General features: G+C 67.5%; 22 protein-coding genes. 8 read left to right on the top strand and 14 right to left on the bottom strand.

Annotated features, from left to right (window positions below; all coding sequences use genetic code 11):
- Positions 1-3: 3 nt before the first annotated feature.
- The gene (locus ACZZZD_RS09255; protein ID WP_463434476.1) at positions 4-255 is read right to left on the bottom strand and encodes a hypothetical protein; all 252 of its coding nucleotides are present in this window, start codon (positions 253-255) and stop codon (positions 4-6) included.
- 121 nt (positions 256-376) lie between these two features.
- On the opposite strand from ACZZZD_RS09255, the gene ACZZZD_RS09250 reads away from it, so the two are divergent.
- Positions 377-1,585, top strand: a complete 1,209-nt coding sequence (locus ACZZZD_RS09250; protein ID WP_463434475.1) for a DUF6880 family protein — start codon at positions 377-379, stop codon at positions 1,583-1,585.
- Here ACZZZD_RS09250 and ACZZZD_RS09245 read toward each other — a convergent pair.
- Positions 1,582-2,568 carry a 2-hydroxyacid dehydrogenase gene (locus ACZZZD_RS09245; RefSeq protein WP_463434473.1) on the bottom strand — a complete coding sequence of 329 codons (987 nt, stop codon included), beginning with the start codon at positions 2,566-2,568 and terminating at the stop codon, positions 1,582-1,584. The two genes, ACZZZD_RS09250 and ACZZZD_RS09245, sit on opposite strands and share 4 nt — an antisense overlap.
- Positions 2,569-2,636: 68 nt before the next feature.
- Here ACZZZD_RS09245 and ACZZZD_RS09240 point away from each other — a divergent pair, with 68 nt between their 5' ends.
- From ACZZZD_RS09240 to ACZZZD_RS09225, 4 genes are all read left to right on the top strand, one after another.
- Positions 2,637-3,209, top strand: coding sequence for an SH3 domain-containing protein (locus ACZZZD_RS09240; RefSeq protein WP_463434471.1), 573 nt, complete (start codon positions 2,637-2,639; stop codon positions 3,207-3,209).
- Positions 3,210-3,278: 69 nt separating this feature from the next.
- Positions 3,279-3,812 (top strand): 3-hydroxyacyl-[acyl-carrier-protein] dehydratase FabA, encoded by a 534-nt coding sequence (gene fabA, locus ACZZZD_RS09235; RefSeq protein WP_463434469.1) that lies wholly within the window; start codon positions 3,279-3,281, stop codon positions 3,810-3,812.
- A 65-nt stretch (positions 3,813-3,877) separates the two neighbouring features.
- Positions 3,878-5,095, top strand: a complete 1,218-nt coding sequence (gene fabB, locus ACZZZD_RS09230) for a beta-ketoacyl-ACP synthase I (protein WP_463434467.1) — start codon at positions 3,878-3,880, stop codon at positions 5,093-5,095.
- Between the two features lie 400 nt (positions 5,096-5,495).
- The gene (locus ACZZZD_RS09225; protein ID WP_463434466.1) at positions 5,496-6,539 is read left to right on the top strand and encodes an aspartate-semialdehyde dehydrogenase; all 1,044 of its coding nucleotides are present in this window, start codon (positions 5,496-5,498) and stop codon (positions 6,537-6,539) included.
- An 18-nt stretch (positions 6,540-6,557) separates the two neighbouring features.
- On the opposite strand, the gene truA is transcribed toward ACZZZD_RS09225, so the two are convergent.
- The 9 genes from truA to ACZZZD_RS09180 form a co-directional block, all read right to left on the bottom strand.
- Positions 6,558-7,301: a tRNA pseudouridine(38-40) synthase TruA gene (gene truA / locus ACZZZD_RS09220; protein ID WP_463434465.1), complete on the bottom strand. Its 744-nt coding sequence runs from the start codon at positions 7,299-7,301 to the stop codon at positions 6,558-6,560.
- A complete protein-coding gene (gene fmt / locus ACZZZD_RS09215) occupies positions 7,301-8,224 on the bottom strand; it encodes a methionyl-tRNA formyltransferase (protein WP_463434463.1) in 924 nt (307 codons plus the stop codon). The genes truA and fmt overlap by 1 nt, the downstream gene beginning before the upstream one ends.
- Positions 8,225-8,320: 96 nt before the next feature.
- Positions 8,321-8,599: a hypothetical protein gene (locus tag ACZZZD_RS09210; RefSeq protein WP_463434461.1), complete on the bottom strand. Its 279-nt coding sequence runs from the start codon at positions 8,597-8,599 to the stop codon at positions 8,321-8,323.
- Positions 8,599-9,174: a peptide deformylase gene (gene def, locus ACZZZD_RS09205; RefSeq protein ID WP_463434459.1), complete on the bottom strand. Its 576-nt coding sequence runs from the start codon at positions 9,172-9,174 to the stop codon at positions 8,599-8,601. The genes ACZZZD_RS09210 and def overlap by 1 nt, the downstream gene beginning before the upstream one ends.
- Positions 9,175-9,243: 69 nt before the next feature.
- On the bottom strand, positions 9,244-9,645 hold the full coding sequence (locus tag ACZZZD_RS09200; protein ID WP_463434457.1) for an acyl-CoA thioesterase: 402 nt from the start codon (positions 9,643-9,645) through the stop codon (positions 9,244-9,246).
- A gap of 32 nt (positions 9,646-9,677) precedes the next feature.
- Positions 9,678-10,250 (bottom strand): hypothetical protein, encoded by a 573-nt coding sequence (locus tag ACZZZD_RS09195; protein WP_463434456.1) that lies wholly within the window; start codon positions 10,248-10,250, stop codon positions 9,678-9,680.
- Positions 10,251-10,252: 2 nt separating this feature from the next.
- Positions 10,253-11,422 (bottom strand): polysaccharide biosynthesis/export family protein, encoded by a 1,170-nt coding sequence (locus ACZZZD_RS09190; RefSeq protein ID WP_463434455.1) that lies wholly within the window; start codon positions 11,420-11,422, stop codon positions 10,253-10,255.
- Positions 11,423-11,452: 30 nt separating this feature from the next.
- Entirely contained in the window at positions 11,453-12,736 is a 1,284-nt protein-coding gene (locus ACZZZD_RS09185; RefSeq protein WP_463434454.1) for a glycosyltransferase family 4 protein, read from the bottom strand.
- 1 nt (position 12,737) lies between these two features.
- Positions 12,738-13,730, bottom strand: a complete 993-nt coding sequence (locus tag ACZZZD_RS09180; protein WP_463434453.1) for a KpsF/GutQ family sugar-phosphate isomerase — start codon at positions 13,728-13,730, stop codon at positions 12,738-12,740.
- 168 nt (positions 13,731-13,898) lie between these two features.
- On the opposite strand from ACZZZD_RS09180, the gene otsB reads away from it, so the two are divergent.
- From otsB to ACZZZD_RS09165, 3 genes are read left to right on the top strand one after another with little or no spacing between them, the layout of a single operon-like run.
- The gene (otsB, locus tag ACZZZD_RS09175) at positions 13,899-14,657 is read left to right on the top strand and encodes a trehalose-phosphatase (RefSeq protein ID WP_463434451.1); all 759 of its coding nucleotides are present in this window, start codon (positions 13,899-13,901) and stop codon (positions 14,655-14,657) included.
- A 4-nt stretch (positions 14,658-14,661) separates the two neighbouring features.
- On the top strand, positions 14,662-16,446 hold the full coding sequence (locus ACZZZD_RS09170) for a glycoside hydrolase family 15 protein (protein WP_463434449.1): 1,785 nt from the start codon (positions 14,662-14,664) through the stop codon (positions 16,444-16,446).
- Positions 16,447-16,489: 43 nt separating this feature from the next.
- Positions 16,490-17,902 carry an alpha,alpha-trehalose-phosphate synthase (UDP-forming) gene (locus ACZZZD_RS09165; RefSeq protein ID WP_463434447.1) on the top strand — a complete coding sequence of 471 codons (1,413 nt, stop codon included), beginning with the start codon at positions 16,490-16,492 and terminating at the stop codon, positions 17,900-17,902.
- A gap of 3 nt (positions 17,903-17,905) precedes the next feature.
- On the opposite strand, the gene ACZZZD_RS09160 is transcribed toward ACZZZD_RS09165, so the two are convergent.
- Genes ACZZZD_RS09160 through ACZZZD_RS09150 form a run of 3 tightly spaced genes read right to left on the bottom strand, consistent with a single transcriptional unit; the run spans position 17,906 to position 22,028 of the window.
- A complete protein-coding gene (locus tag ACZZZD_RS09160; RefSeq protein ID WP_463434446.1) occupies positions 17,906-18,880 on the bottom strand; it encodes an esterase-like activity of phytase family protein in 975 nt (324 codons plus the stop codon).
- Complete coding sequence (cobT, locus tag ACZZZD_RS09155; RefSeq protein WP_463434445.1) at positions 18,877-20,760, bottom strand: cobaltochelatase subunit CobT; 1,884 nt, start codon at positions 20,758-20,760, stop codon at positions 18,877-18,879. Before cobT ends, ACZZZD_RS09160 begins: the two co-directional genes overlap by 4 nt.
- A 41-nt stretch (positions 20,761-20,801) precedes the next feature.
- Positions 20,802-22,028 carry a DUF418 domain-containing protein gene (locus ACZZZD_RS09150; RefSeq protein ID WP_463434443.1) on the bottom strand — a complete coding sequence of 409 codons (1,227 nt, stop codon included), beginning with the start codon at positions 22,026-22,028 and terminating at the stop codon, positions 20,802-20,804.
- Between the last annotated feature and the right edge of the window lie 4 nt (positions 22,029-22,032).

The raw sequence follows: 22,032 nt of genomic DNA, 5'->3' as shown, positions 1-22,032 counted from the left end.
GCCTCAGGCGGCCGTGGCGAAGCGGATGTCGGCCAGGTCCAGCTCCGGCAAAGGCGCGGCGAAACCCAGGGCGGGGTTGCTCAGCACGGTCACCAGTCGTTCGCCGCAATACAGATAAAGGGTCTCAAACCCGACCCAGTTGCGGGCGATCCCTTCCAGCGCCTGATTGGCCGCCGTGTCGTTGGCGGCGTCGAGGACGCAGATGTCCCGTACCGGAACGCCGGGCAGGTTGACGATGCAATAGTAGGAGTCCAACGCAACACTTCCTCGAATACGCCGCCGGAAACGAAGCTCGCTCGTGGCGGTTCCTCCCCTGCCCGTGGTTTTCGACAGCCGTGTGAGTCCGGTCCGACAGACTTGTGAAAAAGGAGGCCCGATGGCCCGACGTCCCGCCTCGCCCAAACGCCTGAACGCCGCCAATCTGAGCGGGTTGGGAGCGGATCGCCTGGGCGAACTGCTGATGCAGGCGGCCGACGCGGACGCCATCCTGAAGCGCCGACTCCGTCTGGTGCTTGCAGCCGAGGCCGGACCGGACCTGCTGGCGCTCGAACTGGACAAGCGTCTGTCGACCATCGCCGCCAGCCGGGCGCGGGTGTCGTGGAGGAAACGGCCGGACCTGCTGAGGGATCTGGACATCCTGCGCGGGGCCATCGTGGGCGATCTGGCCGTGGCGGCGCCGGGAGCGGGGCTGGAGCGGCTGATCGCCTGGTTCGATCTGTTTCGCGGCCTGACGACGCGGGTCAAGGATCAGAAGGGCGAGGTGGCGGCCGCGTTCGAGACGGCGGCGCCGGACTTGTGGCGGATCGCCCAGGCTGCGGTTCAGGCGGACGAGAAGGCTGTCGCGCTACTGGCCCAGGCGGTGGAGCGTCAGCCGCTGGAATACGCCCGCTGGATCGGGGCGGGCGGCGATGAACTGACGGCGGACCTGGCCAAGCGGCTGCTGGACCCTCTGGACAAGGCGTCGAGCGCGCGCGGGATGCGGACAGTGATGCGGCGGCTGGCGGACCGGGCGGGCGATCTGGATCTGTGGCTGTCGCTGACGACGCCGGAGGAGCGGGGCTCGCCGGATTTCGCGGCGGTGATGGCCAAGCGGCTTCTGGTCGCGGACCGCATCCCAGAGGCGCGACAGGCGCTGGAGGCGGCGCTGGCGCCCTCGGCGGGCAATCGGCGCTGGACGTTCGGGCGTTCGCCTCAGGCCGGGCCGCCCATCCTGACGCCGGCCTGGGAAGCGACCTCGATCGACCTGCTGGAGGCCGAAGGCCGCAAGGACGAGGCGCAGGAACTGCGCTGGGCGATGTTCGAACGCGACCTGTCGGCGCCGGTGCTGAGGGCCTATCTGGCGCGCCTGCCGGACTTCGACGATGTCGAGGCGCTGGACCGCGCCCTGGCGTACGCCGCGACCCATGCCGATTTCGAGACGGCGCTGGGCTTCCTGATGGACTGGCCCGCCCACCGCGAGGCGGCGGCCCTGGTCGAGCGCCGCATCCGCGAGGTTCGCACGGCTCTGCCCTCGAAGGCGGACTGGGCGGCGCGGCTGGCGCAGAAATATCCGGACGCGGCCGAGCGGTTGCTGGCTTCGGCCTAAAGCATCGCAGGGATCACCCGGTCGGGCGGGCGGTGGCCGTTCTGGTAGGTCATGACGTTGGCGATGACGCGGTCGCCCATGTCCTGGCGCGCTTCCAGGGTGGCGGAGCCCAGGTGGGGCAGCAGGACGACATTGGGCTGGCCCAGCAGGCCGGGATGGATGTCCGGCTCGTTCTCGAACACGTCCAGGCCGACGCCGGACAGGGCGCGCATGGCGACGGCCTGGGCCAGGGCCGCCTCGTCGATCAGTTCGCCCCGCGCGGTGTTGATCAGGATGGCGTGGGGCTGAAGCCTGGCCAGGCGTTCGGCCGACAGCAGATGGTGGGTGTCCTTCGTCGCTGGACAGTTCAGCGAGACGATGTCCATCCGCGCCAGCATCTGGTCCAGGTCATCCCAATAGGTGGCGCCCAGCTCTTCCTCGATCAGGGCGGGGATGGGCTTTCGGTTATGGTAGTGGACCTGAAGCCCGAACGCCTTGGCGCGGCGGGCCAGGGCCTGACCGATCCGGCCCATGCCGACGATGCCCAGCCGCTTGCCCCACAGTTTGCGCCCGCACATCCAGGTCGGGGTCCAGCCCTCGAACCGGCCCTCGGCGACCACCTGGGCGCCCTCGACGATGCGGCGGCTGACGGCCAGAATCAGGCTCATGGCCAGGTCGGCGGTGTCCTCGGTCAGGACGCCGGGGGTGTTGGTGACGATGATGCCGCGCGCCACGGCCGCGTCGATGTCGATGTGATCCACGCCGGCGCCGAAGTTGGCGATCATCTTCAACTGATCGCCCGCGCCATTGATCAGGTCGGCGTCGATGACGTCGGTGATGGTGGGGACCAGAACCTCGGCGCGCTGGACGGCGGCCCGGAGTGCGGCGCGATCCATCGGCTGATCCTTCAGGTTCAGCTCGGCGTCGAACAGCTCGCGCATCCGCGTTTCCACCGCGTCGGGCAGGCGTCTGGTTAATACGACCTTAAGCTTGCGGGCGGACATTGCGGGCCTTGGTTTGCGGGCGGCGATTCAGACGGATCGAAAGCCCGCGCGACGGGTCGTTCCATTCAGTGTCTAGCAAAGCCGCCGCCATCTTCCAAAGCCTGCGACGCCGCATCGCCATCGTTCTCGCCGTTGTGGGCCTGGGCGTGATGGCCAGCGCGGGCGCGACCATGCCCGACGGGCGACCGACGCCCACGGGGCTTGAGGTGCCGCGCTGGATTTCGCTGAAGTCCTCGCACGTCCGCGCCCGTCAGGGGCCAGGGCTGGATTATCCGATTCTGTGGGAATATCGCGCCGCCGGCCTGCCGGTTCAGGTGATCGCCGAGACGACCGAATGGCGCAAGATCTGCGATCCGGACGGCGCCGTCGCCTGGATCCACCGCACCGTGTCGTCGGGCCGCCGCTATGTCTTCAACACGACCGCTCAGGAAGTGCCGATCCGGTCGGGCCGATCCGAAACGGCCTCGGTGCGGGCGCGCCTGTCGCCCCGCGCCCTGGTGTCGCTGGACGAATGCGAAGAGGGCTGGTGCAAGGTCCGCGCGCGACGGCTGGAAGGCTGGGTGGCGCAGCGGGCGGTGTTCGGGACCCAGGAACGCGCGCTGTGCAACGCCAATCGCCCGGCGGGCACGGGACGCAACTGACCGCACGCTGTTGAGCGAAGCGGCGGGGTCGTGTAACCCGCGCGCAACGCCTTAAGAAACGGAAACGCCTTGACCCAGTCCCAATATCCTTCGTCCTTCGATCACGAGGCCCTGCTGGCCTCGGGCCGCGGCGAGCTGTTCGGTCCCGGCAACGCTCAGCTGCCCGCCCCGCCGATGCTGATGTTCGACCGGATCACGACGATCAACTCTGACGGCGGCGAGCACGGCAAGGGCTATGTCGAGGCGGAACTCGACATCAATCCCGAGCTCTGGTTTTTCCAGTGCCACTTCATCGGGGACCCGGTCATGCCGGGCTGCCTGGGCCTGGACGCCATGTGGCAGCTGGTCGGTTTCTACCTGGGCTGGATCGGCGGACCCGGCAAGGGCCGCGCCCTGGGCGTCGGCGAGGTCAAGTTCACCGGCCAGGTGACGCCCGACATCAAGAAGGTGGTCTACAAGATCAACCTGAAGCGCGTCATCAACCGCAAGCTGGTCATGGGCATAGCCGACGGCGTGCTGGAGGCCGACGGCCAGGTCATCTACACCTGCAACGACATGCGGGTCGGCCTGTTCGGGGCCAAGGATGAGGCGGCGGGCGGTTAAGCCCCTATATAACCGCGAACAAGGCGGACGGTCCTCGGGCCAAGAAGCATCAAGAAGGAAACACCATGCGTCGTGTCGTAGTCACCGGCCTGGGCATCGTCTCCTCCATCGGCCACGGCGCCGAAGAGGTCACCCAGTCTCTGCGCGAAGCCCGTTCGGGCGTCGTCCATGCAGCGGATCACGCCAAATACGGCTTCCGCAGTCAGGTTTGGGCCCCGCCCAAGATTGGCCCATGGGAAGAGCTGGTCGATCGTCGCGCGGCCCGCTTCCTGGCCAACGGCACGGCGTGGGCGCACATCGCCTTCGAAGAGGCGCTGAAATCGTCGGGCATGACCGCCGACGAGATCAAGGACGACCGCATCGGCCTGATCGTCGGCGAGGGCGGCCCCTCGACCCAGGTGATCTTGCAGGCCGCCGCCACGACGGTGGAACGCGGCTCGCCCAAGCGCATCGGCCCGTTCGCGGTGCCCAAGGCCATGGCCAGCGGCCCGTCGGCGGTGCTGTCGACCTGGTTCCAGATGCGCGGCGTCAACTATTCGATCAGTTCGGCCTGCGCGACGTCGGCTCACTGCATCGGCGCCGGGGTCGAACAGATCCAGTGGGGCAAGCAGGACGTGGTCTTCGCCGGCGGTTGTGAGGACATCGACTGGTCCATGTCGAACATGTTCGATGCGATGGGCGCCATGTCCTCGGACTTCAACGACAATCCGTCGGTCGCCTCGCGCGCCTATGACGCCAACCGCGACGGCTTTGTCATCGCCGGCGGCGCGGGCATCGTCGTGCTGGAAGAATACGAGCGGGCCAAGGCGCGCGGCGCGACCATCTATGCCGAGGTCACCGGCTACGGCGCCAACGCCGACGGTCACGACATGGTCGCCCCTTCTGGCGAGGGCGCTCAGCGCTGCATGAAGATCGCGCTGGAACAGGCCGGCAATCCCCGGATCGATTACCTGAACCCGCACGGCACCTCGACCCCGGTCGGCGATTCCAAGGAGATGGAGGCCGTGCGCGCCGTCTTCGGCGACCAGATGCCAATGATCTCCTCGACCAAGTCGCTGACGGGCCACTCGCTGGGCGCTGCGGGCGCACAGGAAGCCATCTACTGCCTGCTGATGATGCAGAACGGCTTCGCCGCCGAAAGCGCCCACATCGAAAACCTCGATCCGGCGTTCGAGGGGATGCCGATCCTGCGCCAGCGGCACGAAGGCGAACTGACCCACGTCATGTCCAACAGCTTCGGCTTCGGCGGCACGAACGGCACGCTGATCCTGTCGAAGGTCTGACCCTCTACCGATGACCCGTCATCTCAGGGCTTGTCCCTGGGATCCCGACTCCCGGTGTTCGACTATGGCGCGGCGCGCCCTGCGGATGGACCGGGAGTTCGGATCCTCGCCACAAGGGCGAGGATGACGAAGTTTTTGCGTGAACTGTTCTTTTTAGAACCTCGAACGCCCGATCGTTCTCAACTTGGCTGTTTACACGACCGATTGTCGCCCTTAGAGAGCGTCGCCGTGACCCAGCGCCCGACCAAAGCGATGACCTCGAAAACCACCGGCTTCGGCGGGGCGGTTTCGGGTGTGCGCAAGGTCTGAAGCGCCGAACCCCGATCCCAAGCCCCGCCGATGCGCGGGGCGGTCGATCCGGCTCAACCCCGCGCCTCCATCCTGTAAGGAGACGCCTTCCATGTCCTTTTCCCCGTCCAATCCGCCGCATGTCGGCATCGTCGGCGCCACCGGCCTCGTCGGCGAGATGATGCGCGGCCTGCTGGCCGAGCGGAACTTCCCGCTGGCCTCGCTGCGCCTGTTCGCCTCGGCCCGGTCGGCGGGCAAGATGGTTCGCTTCGGCGAGACCGACATCGTGGTCGAGGACGCCGCCAGCGCCGACTACGCCGGGCTGGACATCGTCTTCTTCTCGGCCGGCGGGGACACGTCCAAGGCCCTGGCGCCAAAGGTGGCTGCCGCCGGGGCGGTGGTGATCGACAACTCCTCGGCCTGGCGCAGCGACCCCGACGTGCCGCTGGTGGTCGCCGAGGTGAACCCCCACGCCCTGCCGAACCTGCCCAAGGGGATCATCGCCAATCCCAACTGCACCACCATGGCCGCCATGCCAGTGCTGAAGCCTCTGCACGACGCGGCGGGCCTGAAGCGTCTGACCGTATCGACCTATCAGGCCGTCTCGGGCGGCGGGGTCGAGGGCATTCGCGTGCTGGAGGACCAGGCGCGCGCCGCCGTAGGACAGGGCGCGGCCCTGGCCCGCGACGGATCGGCCGTGGACTTCGGTGCGCCCGAGAAGTGGGTGGTGCCGATCGCCGCGAACGTCGTGGCCCTGAACTACACGCTGTGCGAGGACGGCTATACCGACGAGGAGCTGAAGCTGCGCGACGAGAGCCGCAAGATCCTGGAGATTCCCGGCCTGCCGGTGTCCGGCACCTGCGTGCGGGTGCCGGTCTTCACCGGCCATTCGCTGTCGATCAATGTCGAGTTCGAACAGCCGTTGTCGGCGGCCCAGGCGCTGGAGCTGCTGGGCCAGGCGCCGGGTGTGGTGGTGACGGCCGTGCCGAACCCGCTTGACGCCACGGGCAAGGATCCGGTCTTCGTGGGTCGCGTGCGTCCCGATCCGACGGTCGAGCACGGCCTGGCCCTTTTCGTGTCCAACGACAATCTGAGGAAGGGCGCGGCCCTGAACGCGGTCCAGATCGCCGAGGTCCTGGTTCAGCAGCGCGGCTGATCGGACCACAGGCGGGGTTCAGTCGTAGCGCACGCCGCTGAGATAGAGCCCTGCCGAGGGGGCGACGGGGCCGCACCGGGCGCGGTCCTTCGCCTCCAGTGCCGCCTTGACGTCATGAGCGCTCCAGCGGCCCAGCCCCACCTCGACCAGGGTTCCGGCCATCGACCGGACCTGGCGGTGCAGGAAGCTGCGCGCCTGGAAGACCAGATGCACCTCCTCGCCGAAGCGGGAGACGCGGGCCACGTCCAGCGTCCGAACCGGCGACTTGGACTGGCAGGCCACGTCGCGGAAGGTGGTGAAGTCGTGCAGCCCGACCAAGACCTGGGCCGCATGGTGCATGGCCTCGGCGTCCAGCGTCTTCTTGACGTGCCAGACGCGGTCGCGCTCCAGCACCGGCTGGGGGCGACGGTTGAGGATGCGATACAGATAGCCCCGTCCCGTCGCCGAGAACCGCGCGTGCCAGTCGAGATCGGGCGCATAGGCCGCCGACAGGACGCAGACGTCCTGTTTGATCAGATGGGCGTTCATGGCGTTCAGCACCGTATCGACGGGCCAGTCGCGCTCCAGATCGGCGTGGATGACTTGGGCGGTCGCATGGACGCCGGTGTCGGTGCGACCGGCGGCGGCGATGCGAATCCGCTCGCCGGAGAAGGCGTGAATGGCGGCCTCCAGCGCGCCCTGCACCGTCGGCTGGCCGTCCTGAGCCTGAAAGCCGTTATAGGCCGTGCCGTCGTATTCGATGGTCAGCTTGTAGCGCGGCATCAGCCGAGCACGGTCCCGACCGGCAACGCGAAGCCTCGCAGCATCTCGTCGGCCGACTGCGCCGCCTTGCCCTCGCGCTGGACGCGGATCAGGCGCACGGCGCCGGTTCCGCAGGCCACAGTCAGGGCGTCGTCCAGAATCTCGCCCGGCGCGCCCGAACCGTCCGCCAGGGCCGACAGCAGGGCCTTCACCCGCACAGGCCCGGTGTCGGAAGGCGCTTCGAACCAGGCGCCGGGGAAGGGGGACAGGCCGCGGATGTGGGCGTCCACCTCGGCGGCGGGGCGGGTCCAGTCGATGCGGGCCTCGGTGGGGGTGATCTTCCTGGCGTAGGTCGGCTCTCCGACCTGTCCCGACGGCGTGACGCTGCCGCGCTCAATGGCGGCGAGGGCGCGGGGCCACAGACCGGCGCCGACATGAGACATGCGCTCCGACAGCGTTGCGGCCGTGTCGTCGGTGCGGATGTCCATCAGTTCGGTCAGCAGGATGGGGCCTTCGTCCAGGCCGACGCCCATCTGCATGATCTGGACGCCGGTCTGGGCGTCGCCGGCCATGATGGCGCGCTGGATCGGCGCAGCGCCACGCCAACGGGGCAGCAGCGAACCATGAAGGTTGAAACAGCCCAGGCGGGGCGCATCCAGCACCTCGGCCTTGAGGATCTGGCCGTAGGCGACGACGCAGGCGGCATCGAGGTCCAGGCTCTGGAAAGCGGCGATGGCGTCCGGGCTCTTCATCGACTCGGGCGTGAAGACGGGCAGGCCCATGGTTTCGGCGAAGGCGTGGACCGGCGACGGCGTCAGCTTCTGGCCCCGGCCCTTGGGGCGCGGCGGCTGCGAATAGACGGCGACGATCTCGTGGCCCGAGGCGATCAGCTCGGCCAGAGACGGCACGGCGAAGTCGGGAGTTCCCATGAAGGCAAGGCGCATGGGCAGGGCTTTAGAGCATGATCGTTTCGGACGGAACCGCAATGCGGTTCAGGCCGGAGCGTGAATCATGCTCTCCAAGAAAGAGGTTTAGGCCTTCTACTGCCAGCGGGTGAAGACGCCGCCGCCTTCATCCCATTCGCCGCCCGCGTCCAGGGCGTCGTCGAAATCGAGCAGACGATCCAGCAGCAGGCCCGCCACCACGCCCAGCAGGGCCACGCCGGCCAGGGTCGCAACGCCGGCGACACCGATCTTCTGGCTGCGGGTCAGGCGACGCCGGCCCGAGGAATCGATGATCAGCGAACGGCCGCGCGGAATGGACGGCGCAATGCGGCGCGCGGCGCGTTCGATACGTTCGGGGCGGACGGTCTTGGTCATCAGGCGGCGATCCTGTCGCGGGCGGCCTTCTTGACCTTGGTCACGGCGCGATCCCGCTTCAGCCGCGACAGATGGTCGATGAAGAGCACGCCGTTAAGGTGGTCCATCTCGTGCTGGATGCAGACGGCGTAGAGGCCCTCGGCCTCCTCCTCCACCGACTGACCGTCACGGTTCAGATAGCGAATGCGGACGCGGGCCGGGCGTTCCACCTTGTCGAAATACTCGGGGATCGACAGGCAGCCTTCCTCGTAGGTGTAGAGCTCGTCCGAGGTCCACAGGATTTCCGGGTTGGCGAAGAAGCGCGGATTCTTGCGCGCCTCGGCATTCTCGGCCGCCTCTTCCTCGGTCTCGCAGACCACGCCGTCCTTGTCGCCCAGGTCCATGACGATGACCCGGTCCAGAGCGCCGATCTGCACGGCGGCCAAGCCGATGCCGGGCGCGTCGTACATGGTCTCCAGCATGTCGTCCATCAGGGCGCGGACGGCGTCGTCCACCGCCGCGACGGGCGTGGAGACCTGCTTTAGGATCGCCAGGTCGGCGGGGATGTCGATGGTGAGGATGCGTCGGATGGCCATGGCCGGGACGTAGGCGCGCCCCGGCGCAAGGTCAAGATTTCCGACCGCCGCAGTCGGACTTGGCGCTTCCTATTCCTTGCCAGGCAGAGCGCGGGGTTTGCGGTGTTCGTCGATGGCCACATAGGTGAAGACGCCTTGGGTCACGCGCACGGACGCGGCCTGGGGCTGGCCCCGCGCGCGTTTCCAGGCCTCGACGTGGATGCGGATCGAGGTGCGGCCCGAGCCGATGACATGGGCGTAGATGCTGACTTCGTCGCCGACGGAGACGGGTTGGTGGAAGACCATGCCGTCCAGGGCCACGGTGGCGCACCGTCCGCAGGCCAGTTCGAACGCCGGGGTCGCGCCCGCCACGTCCATCTGGGCCAGCAGCCAGCCGCCGAAGATATCGCCTTCGGGGTTGGTGTCCGCCGGCATGGCGATGATGCGACCGACGGGCTGGAATTCGGGCGGTTGTTCGGGGGCGTCGGACATGATGGAGCCTAGTGGTCGGGGAGGCGGGGTCTCTAGCGCGGCTTTTGCGGCTTGTCGCCTTTGAGCGGTCTTGTCCGCGCCGGCACGGACAGCGTCAGGCGGGAGGTTCGCACCGCCTGAGCGTCACGCAAGGCGCGCCAGGCGGCGCCAAGCTCCATCGCGGTGAGAAGATGATCTTGGGTCAGAACTTCGCGCCGGGAATTTCGCAACGCTGCGACATCGCCCAACAGACGGGCGGCGGCGCGGAGATCTTCGCGTTCCGAGCGTGCGCCCAGATCCTGAAGCCTGGCGAACCGCCAACCCTGTTCCGGTGGGTGTTCCAACGCCAGGGCGAACCGTTCGGACGGCCCAAGGTCGGCGGACAGAAAGGTCCAGTCCTCACTGTCGGGTTCGCGACGGTAGTGACCGGGCTGCGTCGGCAAGCCTGCGCTGGCGTAGATGTCGAGGGCGCCGGCTTCGATCTCGTCCAGCACCAGGCCGAGGGCGTCGGGTTCGGCGGGTTCGAGGTCGGCGGGGCGCTCGAATGGATCGGCGTGGTCGTCGGCAGGCGCGGCCGCGGACCTGCGTGAAAACAGACCCGAAAGCAGCGCCCGCCGTCTGGCCATGATCAGTTGTTCAGAGTGCTGGTCACCGACACATCATAGACGACGCGGGTCAGGCTCTGAACCACCTCGAAGAACTTCCGCATCTCGGCGGCGCCGGCCAGCGGCACATAGATCACGTCTTCCGGCATGACCTGCATGTTGGTGGCGGCGAAGACGTTGGCGGCGTCGCTGAAGTCCAGTTCATAGACCACCGGCACGCCGCGCGGCTGTGCAGGTTGGTTAATCCCCAGCGCCTGGGCTACCTCGGGACGTTCGAAGCGGAAGATCAGCACGCGGCGGGCGTTGGCCGTGTTGGTGTTCAGGCCGCCGACCTTGGACATTGCGCCGGTCAGGGTCATGGGGCCGGCCGGCATGTCGACCTGGGCGACAGCGTTCAGGCCGCCGAAGGTCGAGAAACGGCGCGGTTTGTACTGGACATTGACCACGTCGCCGCGTTGCAGGCGGACGTTCTCGCCGAACTCAGTCGTCACAGCCGACAGGGGCGCGGTGTAGGTCCGGCCCTCGCGCTGGATCGAGATGGTCAGGTCATCGGTGGTGCGGGCCGAGCCGCCGGCCGCCGCGATGACGTCCAGGATGCGATCGCTGTTGACGCCCAGAGGCGCGCGGCCCGGCTGGCGCACGTCGCCCAGGACGTTGACGGTGTTGGACGCATTGCCGGCGATGGACACCAGCACCTGCGGATTGGCGACTTTACCGACCAGAGAGCGTCGGATCGCCGACGCGGCCTGGGTCGAGGTGAGGCCCTGGACACGAACCTGACCGCCGAAGGGAATGGCGATCGAGCCCGAGCGATCGACGACGGCGCCCGGCAGGGCCTGGTTGCCGCCGGACAGGGTAGTGTTCGTGCGGCTGGACGACGAACCGGAACCCAGTGATCCGCCGAACAGCGAACCGGAAGGGTCGAAGATCGAAATGGCCAGGGTGTCGCCTTCGCCGATCACGTCGGCGGGCTGATCGCTGGACCCTGCGGCCAGGGTGCCGAAGAACTGCGGCGGGACCTGTTTCATCCGCTCGGTGACTTCATAGGTCAGCGGAACGAGTGCGTAGCTGCCCAAGGCGGATGCGGTCGTGGCGCCGGCGTTGACCGAGGCGCCCGACGGCCCGTCGCGCGGCAAGGTGGAGCAGCCGCCGAGGATGGCGACGATGGCAAGCGGCAGGATAGTACGCGTCATGAAGCTGGTTAGCCCTTGTTCGCGGATTGATTACAAGCCTTTGAGCGCGCTCGCCAGAGGCGAAGCGGGTTCAAGGCCGATGGCGTCGGCGACGATGCGGAAATGCCCCGTCCAGTCCGGCGCGACATAGGCTGGCGGCGGGGCTGGGGCCGTCTGTGTCGCGCGTTCAATGGCGTTCAGCCAGCCCAAGCCGTCCAGCGGATCGATCAGTTCGGCGTTGGGTGTCAGTTCGCGATGCGGCGGGATGTCGGAGGCGATCAGGGAGAGGCCCATGGCGCAGGCCTCGACCGCCGGCAGGTCGAATCCCTCTACTGAGGAGGGGGCCAGCACAGCGCGGGCGCCGCGCATCAGACGCGCAAGAACGGCGTCGGACAGGTTGGAGGCTTGGTGCACCACGCCCTGGAGATTGGGTGAGCGTTGCAGGTGGTCCAGCACCGCCTCGTTTTCCCAGCCATAGCGACCGACCAGCACCAGCGAGGGGGTCCTGTCGCCCAGCCGCTCTTCCAGCCGACGCCACAGGGTCAGAAGCAGGGCCAGGTTCTTGCGCGCCTCGATGGTGCCGACGTGGACGAAATAGGGGCGAGGCGCCGCGACCGCGTCGCCGGCGACGAAGGCCGGCTCCAACCCCAGGTGGGCGACGTGGACAGGCGGCAGGGGCAGGCCCTCCCGCCCCGCGAAGGCGCGCAGTTCCTCGCCCGTATAGGCCGAGTTGACGATGATCCGGCTGGCGTGACGCAGGGTGTTCGCGACGCGGGCGTGGTGTTTCTCGCCGTCGCCAGGGCGGCAGAACTCGGGATGGGTCACGGGGATCAGGTCGTGGATCAGGACGACCCGCTCAATTCCGACCGCCTTAAGGTCCTGAAGCGCGGCCGGATCGTGCAGGGTGGTATGCCCTACTGTCAAATAGAGGTCGGCCTCCGGCAGGGGCACGACGTGGCGCGAGCGGAAGAACTGCTTCAGCACGCGAGCCTTGTCGGCGGGTTTCTCTTGAACAAGAGCTGGAGGCACGCCCAGCACTGATGCGGCGGGTCTCGTCTCTGAGGTCAGGGCCGCCAGCAGTCGCTGTTCGTGCGCCAAGTCGGCGGGCGCGCTGGCGGCGCCATTCCATTTCGCGCGCAGCTCGGTGACGAACCGCCGGAACCAGCCGATCTCGACGGCGACGAGCCGGTTCTTGCGGCCACGCACCGGAATGGTCGTCACGTTCGGCGAAGCCAGCAGCCACTCGGCATAGGCCAGACAGACCCGGTCCACGCCGGTCGGGGCGGAGCGGTCGGCCCGGCTCATCAGCCGGCTGGCGTCATAGAGGATACGCATCTTAAGCGACGTAGCCGGCCTGCATCAGTTCGGCGATATGGACGATGGCGGTGGGGCGTCCGTCCTCGACCACGAACAGATTGGCGATCTTGTTGGCGGTCAGCAGATCGACGACATCGCTCATGCGCGCGTCGGGATCGACGGTGATCGGGTTGGCCCCCATGATGTCCGCCGCCGTCAGATTGGTGGTGTCGCGCTGGAATGCGCGGCGCAGGTCGCCGTCGGTGACGATTCCCACCAGCGCGCCCTTGTCATCCAGCACCGCGACGGCGCCCTTGCGGCCCTCCGTCACGGCCGACACGACATCGCTGAAGCCTGCTGTCAGCGGCACACTGGCCGGGGCCGCGGCGTTGTCGCCCATCCATTCGCGCACGCTTTGCAGGCTCATTCCTAGGGCGCCGCCGGGGTGATGAAGACCGAAATCGGTCGCCGTGAACTCTCGACGGTCCATCAGCACCATGGCGAGCGTATCGCCCAGGGCCAGGGTCATCAGTGTTGAGGTCGTGGGCGCCAGACCGTTGGGGCAGGCCTCGGCGACGCTGGGCATCGTCAGGCAGACGGCGGCGTTGCGCCCCAGGAAGCTGGCAGGGCGTTGGGTGATGGCGATCACGGGAATGCCGTTGCGCTGGCAATAGATCAGCGGATCGCGCAGCTCGCGGCTTTCGCCCGAGTTGGAGATGGCCAGCAGGGTCACGTCGGGGCGCAACATCCCCAAGTCGCCATGGCTCATTTCGGCCGGGTGGACGAAGAAGGCGTTGGTGCCGGTGGACGCCAGGGTCGCGGCGATCTTGCCGCCGATATGGCCGGACTTGCCCATGCCGGTGACGACAACATAGCCCGGTCGGCTCATGATCACATCGACCGCGCGGGCGATGGAGACATCAATGGAACGCTCCAGCGCCTCCAGCGCCTCGATGTTCAGCCGGACGACCTCGCGTGCGCGATCGGTCATGACGACGATGTCTTCGGGGGTCGAGTGAACGATCTCGGTCATGCTTTGACGGCCCGCAACCGGGCTCTCCTTCTTTGACAGGCGCGATCCACCGTGACTGCTTGGCGCGCGCCGCCCTCCTTTCAGACGACTTTGTCGGTTTCTGGTCAACCTTTGCCGCATTGGCGCGTTAGGATCGTCGGGGAAGTCAAACAAAGAGTCTGATCGTAAATGCCGTCTCATGCCGGAGCCGCTTCGCTATTGCTCCCGACACCGCCTGTCGTCGCTGACGGGATCGCCCTGTTTCTGGACATGGACGGCGTACTGGCGCCGATGGCCCCGACGCCCGACGCGGTTCTGCCCACTGCGCGACGCACGTCGGCGCTGAAGGCGGTCGAGGCGCGACTGTCAGGCCGTGTCGCCATCGTCAGCGGGCGCACCATCGCCGAGATCGACCGCATTTCCGATAACGCCCTGATGTCCGGTTCGGGCGTGCATGGTCTGGAGCGACGGCTGAAGGACGGCTCAATTGAGCGCAAGGTCGCCGACGCAGGGGTCGCCGAGGCGATGGAGGCCTTCGAGACCTTCGCCGCTGGCAGGCCCGGTGTGATCGTCGAGGACAAGGGCGTGTCGGTCGGCCTGCACTACCGCCAGGCGCCGAACGAAGCGGGCGCGGCCAAGGCGCTGGCCGCCGAACTTCAGTCCGAGACCGGCCTGACGCTTCAACCGGGCCATATGGTGCTGGAACTGAAGACGCCCGGCGCCGACAAGGGCACGGCCGTCACCGCCTTCATGCAGGAGGCGCCGTTCAAGGGCGCGGTCCCGGTCATGCTGGGCGACGACCTGACAGACGAATACGGGTTCGAGGCGGCGGCGGCGCTGGGCGGCTATGGCGTGCTGGTCGGACCGGAGCGCGAGACGGCGGCGCGTTACCGCCTGGACGATGTCGACGCCGTACTGACCTGGCTTGAAGCCGTAGCGAAGGCCTGAACCGATGAAGCCCAATCTGGACCTCTTTCCCATCGGCAACTGCGGCGTCAGCGCCCTGATCGATCGTCAGGGCCGCTTCGTCTGGGCCTGCGCGCCGCGCGTGGACGGCGACCCGGTCTTTTCCGCCCTGATGGACGGGGAGGAACCTGAGCACGGTTTCTGGGCCATCGAGATGGAGGGGATGACATCGATCGAGCAGGCCTATGTCCGCAACACCCCGGTGTTGCGCACGGTAATGACGGCCGAGGACGGTTCGAGCGCAGAGATCATCGATTTCGCACCGCGCCATCCCAAACATTCGCGCACCTATCGCCCGCTGGCTTTCGCTCGGATGGTGCGGCCGCTGTCGGGGACGCCGCGCATCCGCTTGCGGTTGCGGCCTTCGACGGACTGGGGCGCGCGGCCGGCGCCCTATACCTCCGGCTCCAACCACATCCGCTATATGTGCGCCGACGTGACCTTCCGCCTGACGACCGATTGTCCGGTGTCGCATGTGCTGGAAGAACGGGTGTTCCGGCTGGAACGGCCGCACGCCTTCTTCCTGGGGCCGGACGAGGGCTACGATCAGGACGTAGGTCACGGGGTGCAGGGCGCGCTGGACCGGACCGTCGCCTATTGGCAGGACTGGGTGCGCAAACTCTATCTGCCGCTGGACTATCAGGAGGCGGTGATCCGCGCAGCGATTACGCTGAAGCTGTGCGCCTATGAAGAGACCGGCGCCATCGTCGCCGCCATGACGACCTCGGTGCCCGAGTTCAAGGAGAGCGGGCGCAACTGGGACTATCGCTACTGCTGGATCCGCGACGCCTATTATACGGTGCGAGCGCTGAACCGGCTGGGCGCGGTGGACATCCTTGAGAACTACCTCGTCTATTTGAGGAACCTGGTCGACGATTCGGCGGGCGGCCACGTCCAGCCGGTCTATGGCGTGGGGCTAGAGCCTGGCATCGGCGAAAGCATCATCGACTCCGTCGAGGGCTATCGAGGCATGAAGCCGGTGCGGATCGGCAATCAGGCGCACGAACACCTGCAACATGACGTGTACGGACAAATTGTCCTGCCGCTGGTTCAGGCCTTCTACGACGCGCGCCTGCTGCGCCCCGGCACGCTCGACGACTTTCATGCGCTGGAGACCATCGGCGACCGGGCCTTCGCCATGCACGACAAGACCGACGCTGGTCTGTGGGAGTTTCGCACCATCGCGCGGGTCCACACCTATTCCTCCGTCATGTGTTGGGCGGCCTGCGATCGTCTGGCCAAGGCGGCGGATCATCTGGGCCTGCCGGATCGGGGCGAGTTCTGGCGTGAGCGGGCCCGCATCATCCGCGAGCGGATCGAGGCCGAGGCCTATCTGCCCGACGAAGGCCGGTTCGCAGCCAGCTTCGGCGGGCGCGAGCTGGACGCTTCGCTGCTTCAGATGACCGATCTCGGCTTCCTGGAGGCGCACGACCCGCGTCAGGTCGCCACCTTCGACGCCATCGAACGTGATCTGAAGAAGGGTCCGTTCCTGTTCCGCTATGTCGAGCCGGACGATTTCGGCGAGCCGGAAACCGCCTTCAACTTCTGCACCTTCTGGTTCATCGAGGCTCTTCACCAGAACGGTCGGATCGAGGAGGCGCGCACCATCTTCGAGGAGATGCTGAGCCGCCGCACCGCCGCGGGCCTGTTGAGCGAGGACATCTCGATCGACGACGGCGAGCTGTGGGGCAACTATCCGCAGACCTATTCCTTGGTCGGGATCATCAATTGCGCCGTGCTGTTGAGCCGTTCGTGGACCGATGTGCGTTAGTCTTTTGGACCCCGGGGCTGGGGTCGCCGTCTGAAGTGAAGTCATGAGCCGCCTTATCGTCGTTTCCAACCGGGTCTCCGCCCCGGCTGACCCCGCCGCCGGGTCCGCTGGCGGCTTGGCCATGGCCCTGTCCGCCGCATTGAGAAAATACGACGGCCTGTGGTTCGGCTGGTCCGGCGAGACGATCGAACACTATACCGGCGAGGTGAAGATCGAGGACCGGGCCGGCGTGACCGTGGGCCTGGTCGATCTGGAAGCCCAGGACGTCGACGAATACTACAACGGCTATGCCAACAAGACGCTGTGGCCGCTGTTCCACCACCGCATCGACCTGGCGCAGTACGAGCGGTCGTATGGCGAGGGCTACGAGCGGGTGAACCGCCGCTTCGCCGAGGTGCTGGCGCCCCTGATCCAGCCCGACGACATGATCTGGATCCACGACTATCACATGATCCCGATGGCGCGGGACCTGCGCCGCTTGGGCATCCGGAACCGGATCGGCTTCTTCCTGCATACGCCGTGGCCCGCACGTCAGTTGCTGGTGACCCTGCCGCACCACCGGCGGCTGGTGGAATCCATGTTCGACTTCGACCTGATCGGTTTCCACACCCAGGAATGGAGCGACCTGTTCACCGACTATGTGGTCTCGGAGGCCCAGGGCGAACTGGACGGAACCGGCGGGCTGGAGTGTTTCGGACGCAAGGTCCAGACCGGCGTCTTCCCCATCGGCATCGACGTGGACGGCTTCCTGGCGGCGCGGAACTCGACCCTGGGCGCACGGACCTATGACCGGATGGCGGCGTCCTCGGCCTTCCGGTCGATGATGGTGGGCGTGGACCGGCTGGACTATTCCAAGGGGCTGGAAGAGCGTCTGCTGGGCTATGAGCAGTTCCTGCAGGACAACGCCTCGATGCGGGGCGAGGTCTTCCTGTTGCAGGTCACGCCGATCTCGCGCGACGATGTCGATTCCTATCAGGATATCCGCGCGCGACTGGACGCCCTGGCGGGTCGGATCAACGGCGCCTTCGGCGACATGGACTGGCAGCCGATCCGCTATCTGAACCGCACCTATCGCCGGGATCAACTGGCCGGCATCTATCGCGCGGCACGGGTGGGCTTGGTCACGCCGCTGCGCGACGGCATGAACCTGGTGGCCAAGGAATATGTCTGCGCCCAGAACCCCGACGATCCGGGCGTGCTGATCCTGTCGCGGTTCGCCGGCGCCGCTGAACAGATGGGCGAGGCCCTGCTGGTCAATCCCTACAGCCGCGAGGAGCTGTCGGACGCGATCCAGAAGGCGCTGACCATGCCGCAGGCCGAACGCATTCGGAAATGGGAAGCCTTGATGGAGGTGGTGCGCGCCACCGACGTGGGCATCTGGCGCGACGACTTCGTGCGCGCCTTGCGAGCCGATGACACGACGGCCCAATCGAGGCAGTGGGCCGGGGCCGCCTGACGGTCAGTTCAGGTCGAAGGCCAGCATCAGGGTGCGCTGGGCAGGATTGAAGTTGTCGTCGGACAGGATGTAGAGGCGCGTCCTGCCGCGGCGCGTCTCGGCGGCGATCCCCTCGAAATTATCGGTTGTGCCGGGCAGTTTCAGTTCGATCAGGATCGGCCCCAGGGCTCCATCTGGAGCCATGCGGCGCACGCGTGCGCGCATGTCGATGGGCGCGCGATACAGGCGCTGAACCACGAACCATCCGGGACCCGATGGATCACGATCCAGGCCGGTGATGCGGTACTCGCTGTCGGGAATGGGCGTCGCGGGCGGAGCCGTCACGATGGTGCACCGGGCCGATGAGCAGTCCCAGACGCCGCCGGCCTCGCCCGAGACACGCCAGCCGTTGGGCGCCACGGCCAAGCCTTCCATGCCGTCGTTTTCGGTGAAGGCGAAGTCGGGCGACCGCATCGGCGTCGGCCGGGCCTTGAGAGCCGACAGCGGGCCGTAGTTCCAGATCCGGTGCCGCCGTTCGAAACTGACCAACAGCTCGCCGGAGGGTGTGACGACCAGGCCTTCGGCGTCGCCGTCCTGCTTGTCGGAGATCGGGCGCCCGTCTTCCAGCATCAGGCGGCGCGAACGGAAATGATCCAGGCCGATCAGCCGCCCGGCGGCGTCCAGACGGATGTCGCCCCGCACCAGATCGCCGGCATCCGACACGGTCACGAAGCCGCCGTCGCCGGTCAGCTTCAGGTCCGACAAGCTATGTAGGGGGGAGGTCGGGGCGGCGATGAGTTGCAGGCCCCCGGCGAAACTCACGCCGTCCGCCAACTGCGCCCCGCCGGGCAGGCCCAGGCTGACGCTTCTCAGTTCCGCGACCGCCGGCGTCCAACCATCGGACGATAGCGGATAGGGCTGCGGCGCGCCGAGCGAGGCGGCGCAGGCCGTCAGCGACAGCGCGATCCAGATCGAGGCCAGACGGCCGAAACGGCTCATGCCGCCAGCTTCTTTCGCGTCCGTCGCGTGGGACCGGCCGGGCCTTCGTTCTCGAACAGTTCGGCCAGCTTCTCGGTCATGGCGCCCGCCAGCTGTTCCACGTCCACGATGGTCAGGGCCTTGCGATACCAGCGGGTCACGTCGTGGCCGATGCCGATGGCCAGCAGTTCGACGGGCGACCGATCCTCGATCTCGGCGATGACTTGGCGCAGATGCTTGTCCAGATACAGGGCCGCATTGGCCGACTGGGTCGAGTCGTCCACCGGCGAGCCGTCGGAAATGACCATCAGGATACGCCGCTGCTCGGTGCGGGCCAGCAGGCGATTGTGCGCCCATTGCAGGGCCTCGCCGTCGATGTTTTCCTTCAGCAGACCCTCGCGCATCATCAGGCCCAGGTTCTTCTTGGCCCGGCGCCAGGGCGCGTCGGCGGCCTTGTAGATAATGTGGCGCAGGTCGTTCAGGCGACCGGGGCTGGCGGGCTTGCCGGCGCTGATCCAGGCCTCTCGGCTCTGCCCGCCCTTCCAGGCGCGGGTGGTGAAGCCCAGGATCTCGACCTTGACCCCGCAGCGTTCCAGCGTGCGCGCCAGGATGTCGGCGCAGACCGCCGCCACCATGATCGGCCGCCCGCGCATCGAGCCGGAGTTGTCCAGCAGCAGGGTCACGACCGTGTCGCGGAACGGGCTCTCGCTCTCGGCCTTGAACGAAAGGGGGGCGGTCGGATCGGTGACGATCCGGGTCAGGCGCGCCGTGTCCAGCATCCCCTCTTCCAGATCGAAGACCCAGGAGCGGTTCTGCTGGGCCAGCAGACGGCGTTGCAGCTTGTTGGCCAGTCGTGAGACGACGCTCGACAATATCGCCAGCTGGCCATCCAGTAGGGCGCGCAACCGGTCCAGCTCGACCGGGTCGCACAGGTCGGCGGCGTCCACCACCTCGTCGAAGGCGGTGGTGAAGACGCGGTAGAAATCGACCGCGCGGCCGTCGTCGGCGGTCTGCTGACGGTTCGGCTGCTGGCCTTCCTGCAGTTCGGGGCCGTCGTCGGAGCCTTCGCCGTCGGGATCGGCGGGCGCGCCCTCGGGGCGGCTTTCTCGCTCTTCGTCCGAGGACTGATCGTCGGCGTCGCCCTCCAGCGACTGGGAGCCCTCGCCGCCGTCCTCTTCTTCCTCCTCGTCCTGATCGTCGTCGGCGGCCGGATCCTGAGGATCGGGTTCCTCGTCGCCAGGATCGTCCGACGAATCCTCTCCGCGCCCGTCGCCGGGATCCAGATCAAGCGCGCGCAGCACCTCGCGCATCTTCAGCGCAAAGCCTTCCTGATCGCCCGCCGTGCCCGCCAGGGCGTCCAGCTTGGCGCCCGCCTTGGCCTCGATATTGGCGCGGACCAGGTCCAGCATGGCCTTGGCGCCGTCGGGCGCGGGACGCCCGGTCAGCCGCTCGCGCACCAACAGGGCCACGGCCTCTGACACCGGCACGCGGTCGGCGTCATTGATGCGCAGGGCGCCGGTCTTTTCCAGCCGGGTGATCAGGGCGGCGCCCAGATTGTCGCGCACCCCGGACAGGTGTTCAGAGCCGAACGCCTCGACCCGCGCCTGCTCGACCGCGTCGAACACCTCGGCCGCCTTGGTGTCTACGGGCCGCATCTTCGTGTTTACGGTGGCATCGTGATTGGCCAGCCGCAGCGCCAGCCGGTCGGCCTGGCCGCGCAGGGAGGCGCTCTCGGGACCCGACGGATCGCGCGGCGGATGGGGCAGGGTCAGGACGCCGTTCGACAGCTTTGGGCCGTCGGACCCGAACAGGACCTCCAGCTCGGGCTGTTCGGCCAGCGCCCGCGCGGCATGACCCAGCGCGCGTTTGAAGGATTCGGCGGGAGTATCCGGGGCGGCCATGGCCCTCAGTTAATCCCTTCGCGCCTGCGATAAAAGCGCCGTCAGCCGCCTTTTCGAATCGGTACCCGACGGCCGTAGGTCAGACAGCGCCAAACCCACTCCAGCGGCCCCATGCTGAACCGCGATAACCACAGCGGCGACCAGACCAGTTGCAGCGCCCAGACCCCCAGCACCAGGCCCCACATCTGCACATAGTCCACCTGTCCGAACAGGCGCGGGCCCCACGGCATGTAGAAGACCGTGGTCATAATCAGGGTCTGGGTCAGATAGTTCGTGAAGGCCATCTGGCCCACGGGCCGCAGCGCCGCCGTGATCCATCCCAGGCCGCGCGTCGTCGCCAGGACGATCAAACTGACATAGGCCAGGGTGACGAAGATCGGGAAGGAGGCGACCACGCCCGCCAGGCCGCGCGTCGGGTCTGTGTTGGGCGCCGCCATGGCCTCGGCCCATTCCAGCACGCCCAGCAGGGCCAGCATTGCCCCGCCCACGCCGATCAACGCCGCATAGACCCAGGTCGGCGCCCGGCCGCTGAACACACCCGCCTTGAACAGGCCCATGCCCAGCATCATCAGAGCCACGGTCGAGAAGACGAACATCGTCAGGCTGGCCCCTTGCAGGAACAGCCAGCTCTGCAGGTTCTGGCCCATGGCCCCGGCCCAGCCGCTGCGATAGGCGGCGATGGCCTCGGCGACCATGGCGGCGGTGTATTGCGGCTCGCCCTGGCCCATGGCCTCGGTGACCACGGGCGGGCCGGCGACCATCATCCAGGTGGCGAACGCCTGCATCGCGCCCAGCGCCAGGGTCACGCCCAGGCCGACGCCGATCAGTGTCTTTGCCCGCATCGACCGCATCAGCATCACGAACAGGCCGGACCAAGCGTAGAGCAGCAGGACGTCGCCGTACCAGAAGGCCAGGCCGTGGATCAGGGCGATGATCGCCAGCCAGAACAGCCGTCGCCGCAGCAACCGTCCGCGCGCCGGATCGCCTCGCTCGCCCCCGACCAGAAAGATCGAGGCGCCGAACAGCATGGAGAACAGGGTGATGAACTTCTGGTGGAAGAAGACGTCCACGGTCCAGCGCGCCACGGCGTTGGCGCCCGTCACCGCAAACGGGCTCAGGCTCGCATCGTCATAGACCATGAAGGGCAGGGCGAACGACACGACGTTGACCGCGAGGATGCCCAGCACCGCCAGGCCCCGCATCACGTCCAGGCTGGCGATGCGCGAGGTCGGGGCGACGGGCGACAGTACGGGCGGGTCAATAGCCATGTGC

This window comes from Brevundimonas sp. AC546, assembly GCF_979258305.1.
This window is presented reverse-complemented; position numbering and strand designations above follow the sequence as displayed.

Excerpts from the sequence above, each read along its gene's own strand:
- ACZZZD_RS09250 (WP_463434475.1), top strand. The coding sequence starts at position 377 with ATGGCCCGACGTCCCGCCTCGCCCAAACGCCTGAACGCCGCCAATCTG.
- ACZZZD_RS09245 (WP_463434473.1), bottom strand. The coding sequence starts at position 2,568 with ATGTCCGCCCGCAAGCTTAAGGTCGTATTAACCAGACGCCTGCCCGAC.
- fabB (WP_463434467.1), top strand. The coding sequence starts at position 3,878 with ATGCGTCGTGTCGTAGTCACCGGCCTGGGCATCGTCTCCTCCATCGGC.
- ACZZZD_RS09225 (WP_463434466.1), top strand. The coding sequence starts at position 5,496 with ATGTCCTTTTCCCCGTCCAATCCGCCGCATGTCGGCATCGTCGGCGCC.
- truA (WP_463434465.1), bottom strand. The coding sequence starts at position 7,301 with ATGCCGCGCTACAAGCTGACCATCGAATACGACGGCACGGCCTATAAC.
- fmt (WP_463434463.1), bottom strand. The coding sequence starts at position 8,224 with ATGCGCCTTGCCTTCATGGGAACTCCCGACTTCGCCGTGCCGTCTCTG.
- ACZZZD_RS09210 (WP_463434461.1), bottom strand. The coding sequence starts at position 8,599 with ATGACCAAGACCGTCCGCCCCGAACGTATCGAACGCGCCGCGCGCCGC.
- def (WP_463434459.1), bottom strand. The coding sequence starts at position 9,174 with ATGGCCATCCGACGCATCCTCACCATCGACATCCCCGCCGACCTGGCG.
- ACZZZD_RS09200 (WP_463434457.1), bottom strand. The coding sequence starts at position 9,645 with ATGTCCGACGCCCCCGAACAACCGCCCGAATTCCAGCCCGTCGGTCGC.
- ACZZZD_RS09195 (WP_463434456.1), bottom strand. The coding sequence starts at position 10,250 with ATGGCCAGACGGCGGGCGCTGCTTTCGGGTCTGTTTTCACGCAGGTCC.
- ACZZZD_RS09190 (WP_463434455.1), bottom strand. The coding sequence starts at position 11,422 with ATGACGCGTACTATCCTGCCGCTTGCCATCGTCGCCATCCTCGGCGGC.
- ACZZZD_RS09185 (WP_463434454.1), bottom strand. The coding sequence starts at position 12,736 with ATGCGTATCCTCTATGACGCCAGCCGGCTGATGAGCCGGGCCGACCGC.
- ACZZZD_RS09180 (WP_463434453.1), bottom strand. The coding sequence starts at position 13,730 with ATGACCGAGATCGTTCACTCGACCCCCGAAGACATCGTCGTCATGACC.
- otsB (WP_463434451.1), top strand. The coding sequence starts at position 13,899 with ATGCCGTCTCATGCCGGAGCCGCTTCGCTATTGCTCCCGACACCGCCT.
- ACZZZD_RS09170 (WP_463434449.1), top strand. The coding sequence starts at position 14,662 with ATGAAGCCCAATCTGGACCTCTTTCCCATCGGCAACTGCGGCGTCAGC.
- ACZZZD_RS09165 (WP_463434447.1), top strand. The coding sequence starts at position 16,490 with ATGAGCCGCCTTATCGTCGTTTCCAACCGGGTCTCCGCCCCGGCTGAC.
- ACZZZD_RS09160 (WP_463434446.1), bottom strand. The coding sequence starts at position 18,880 with ATGAGCCGTTTCGGCCGTCTGGCCTCGATCTGGATCGCGCTGTCGCTG.
- cobT (WP_463434445.1), bottom strand. The coding sequence starts at position 20,760 with ATGGCCGCCCCGGATACTCCCGCCGAATCCTTCAAACGCGCGCTGGGT.
- ACZZZD_RS09150 (WP_463434443.1), bottom strand. The coding sequence starts at position 22,028 with ATGGCTATTGACCCGCCCGTACTGTCGCCCGTCGCCCCGACCTCGCGC.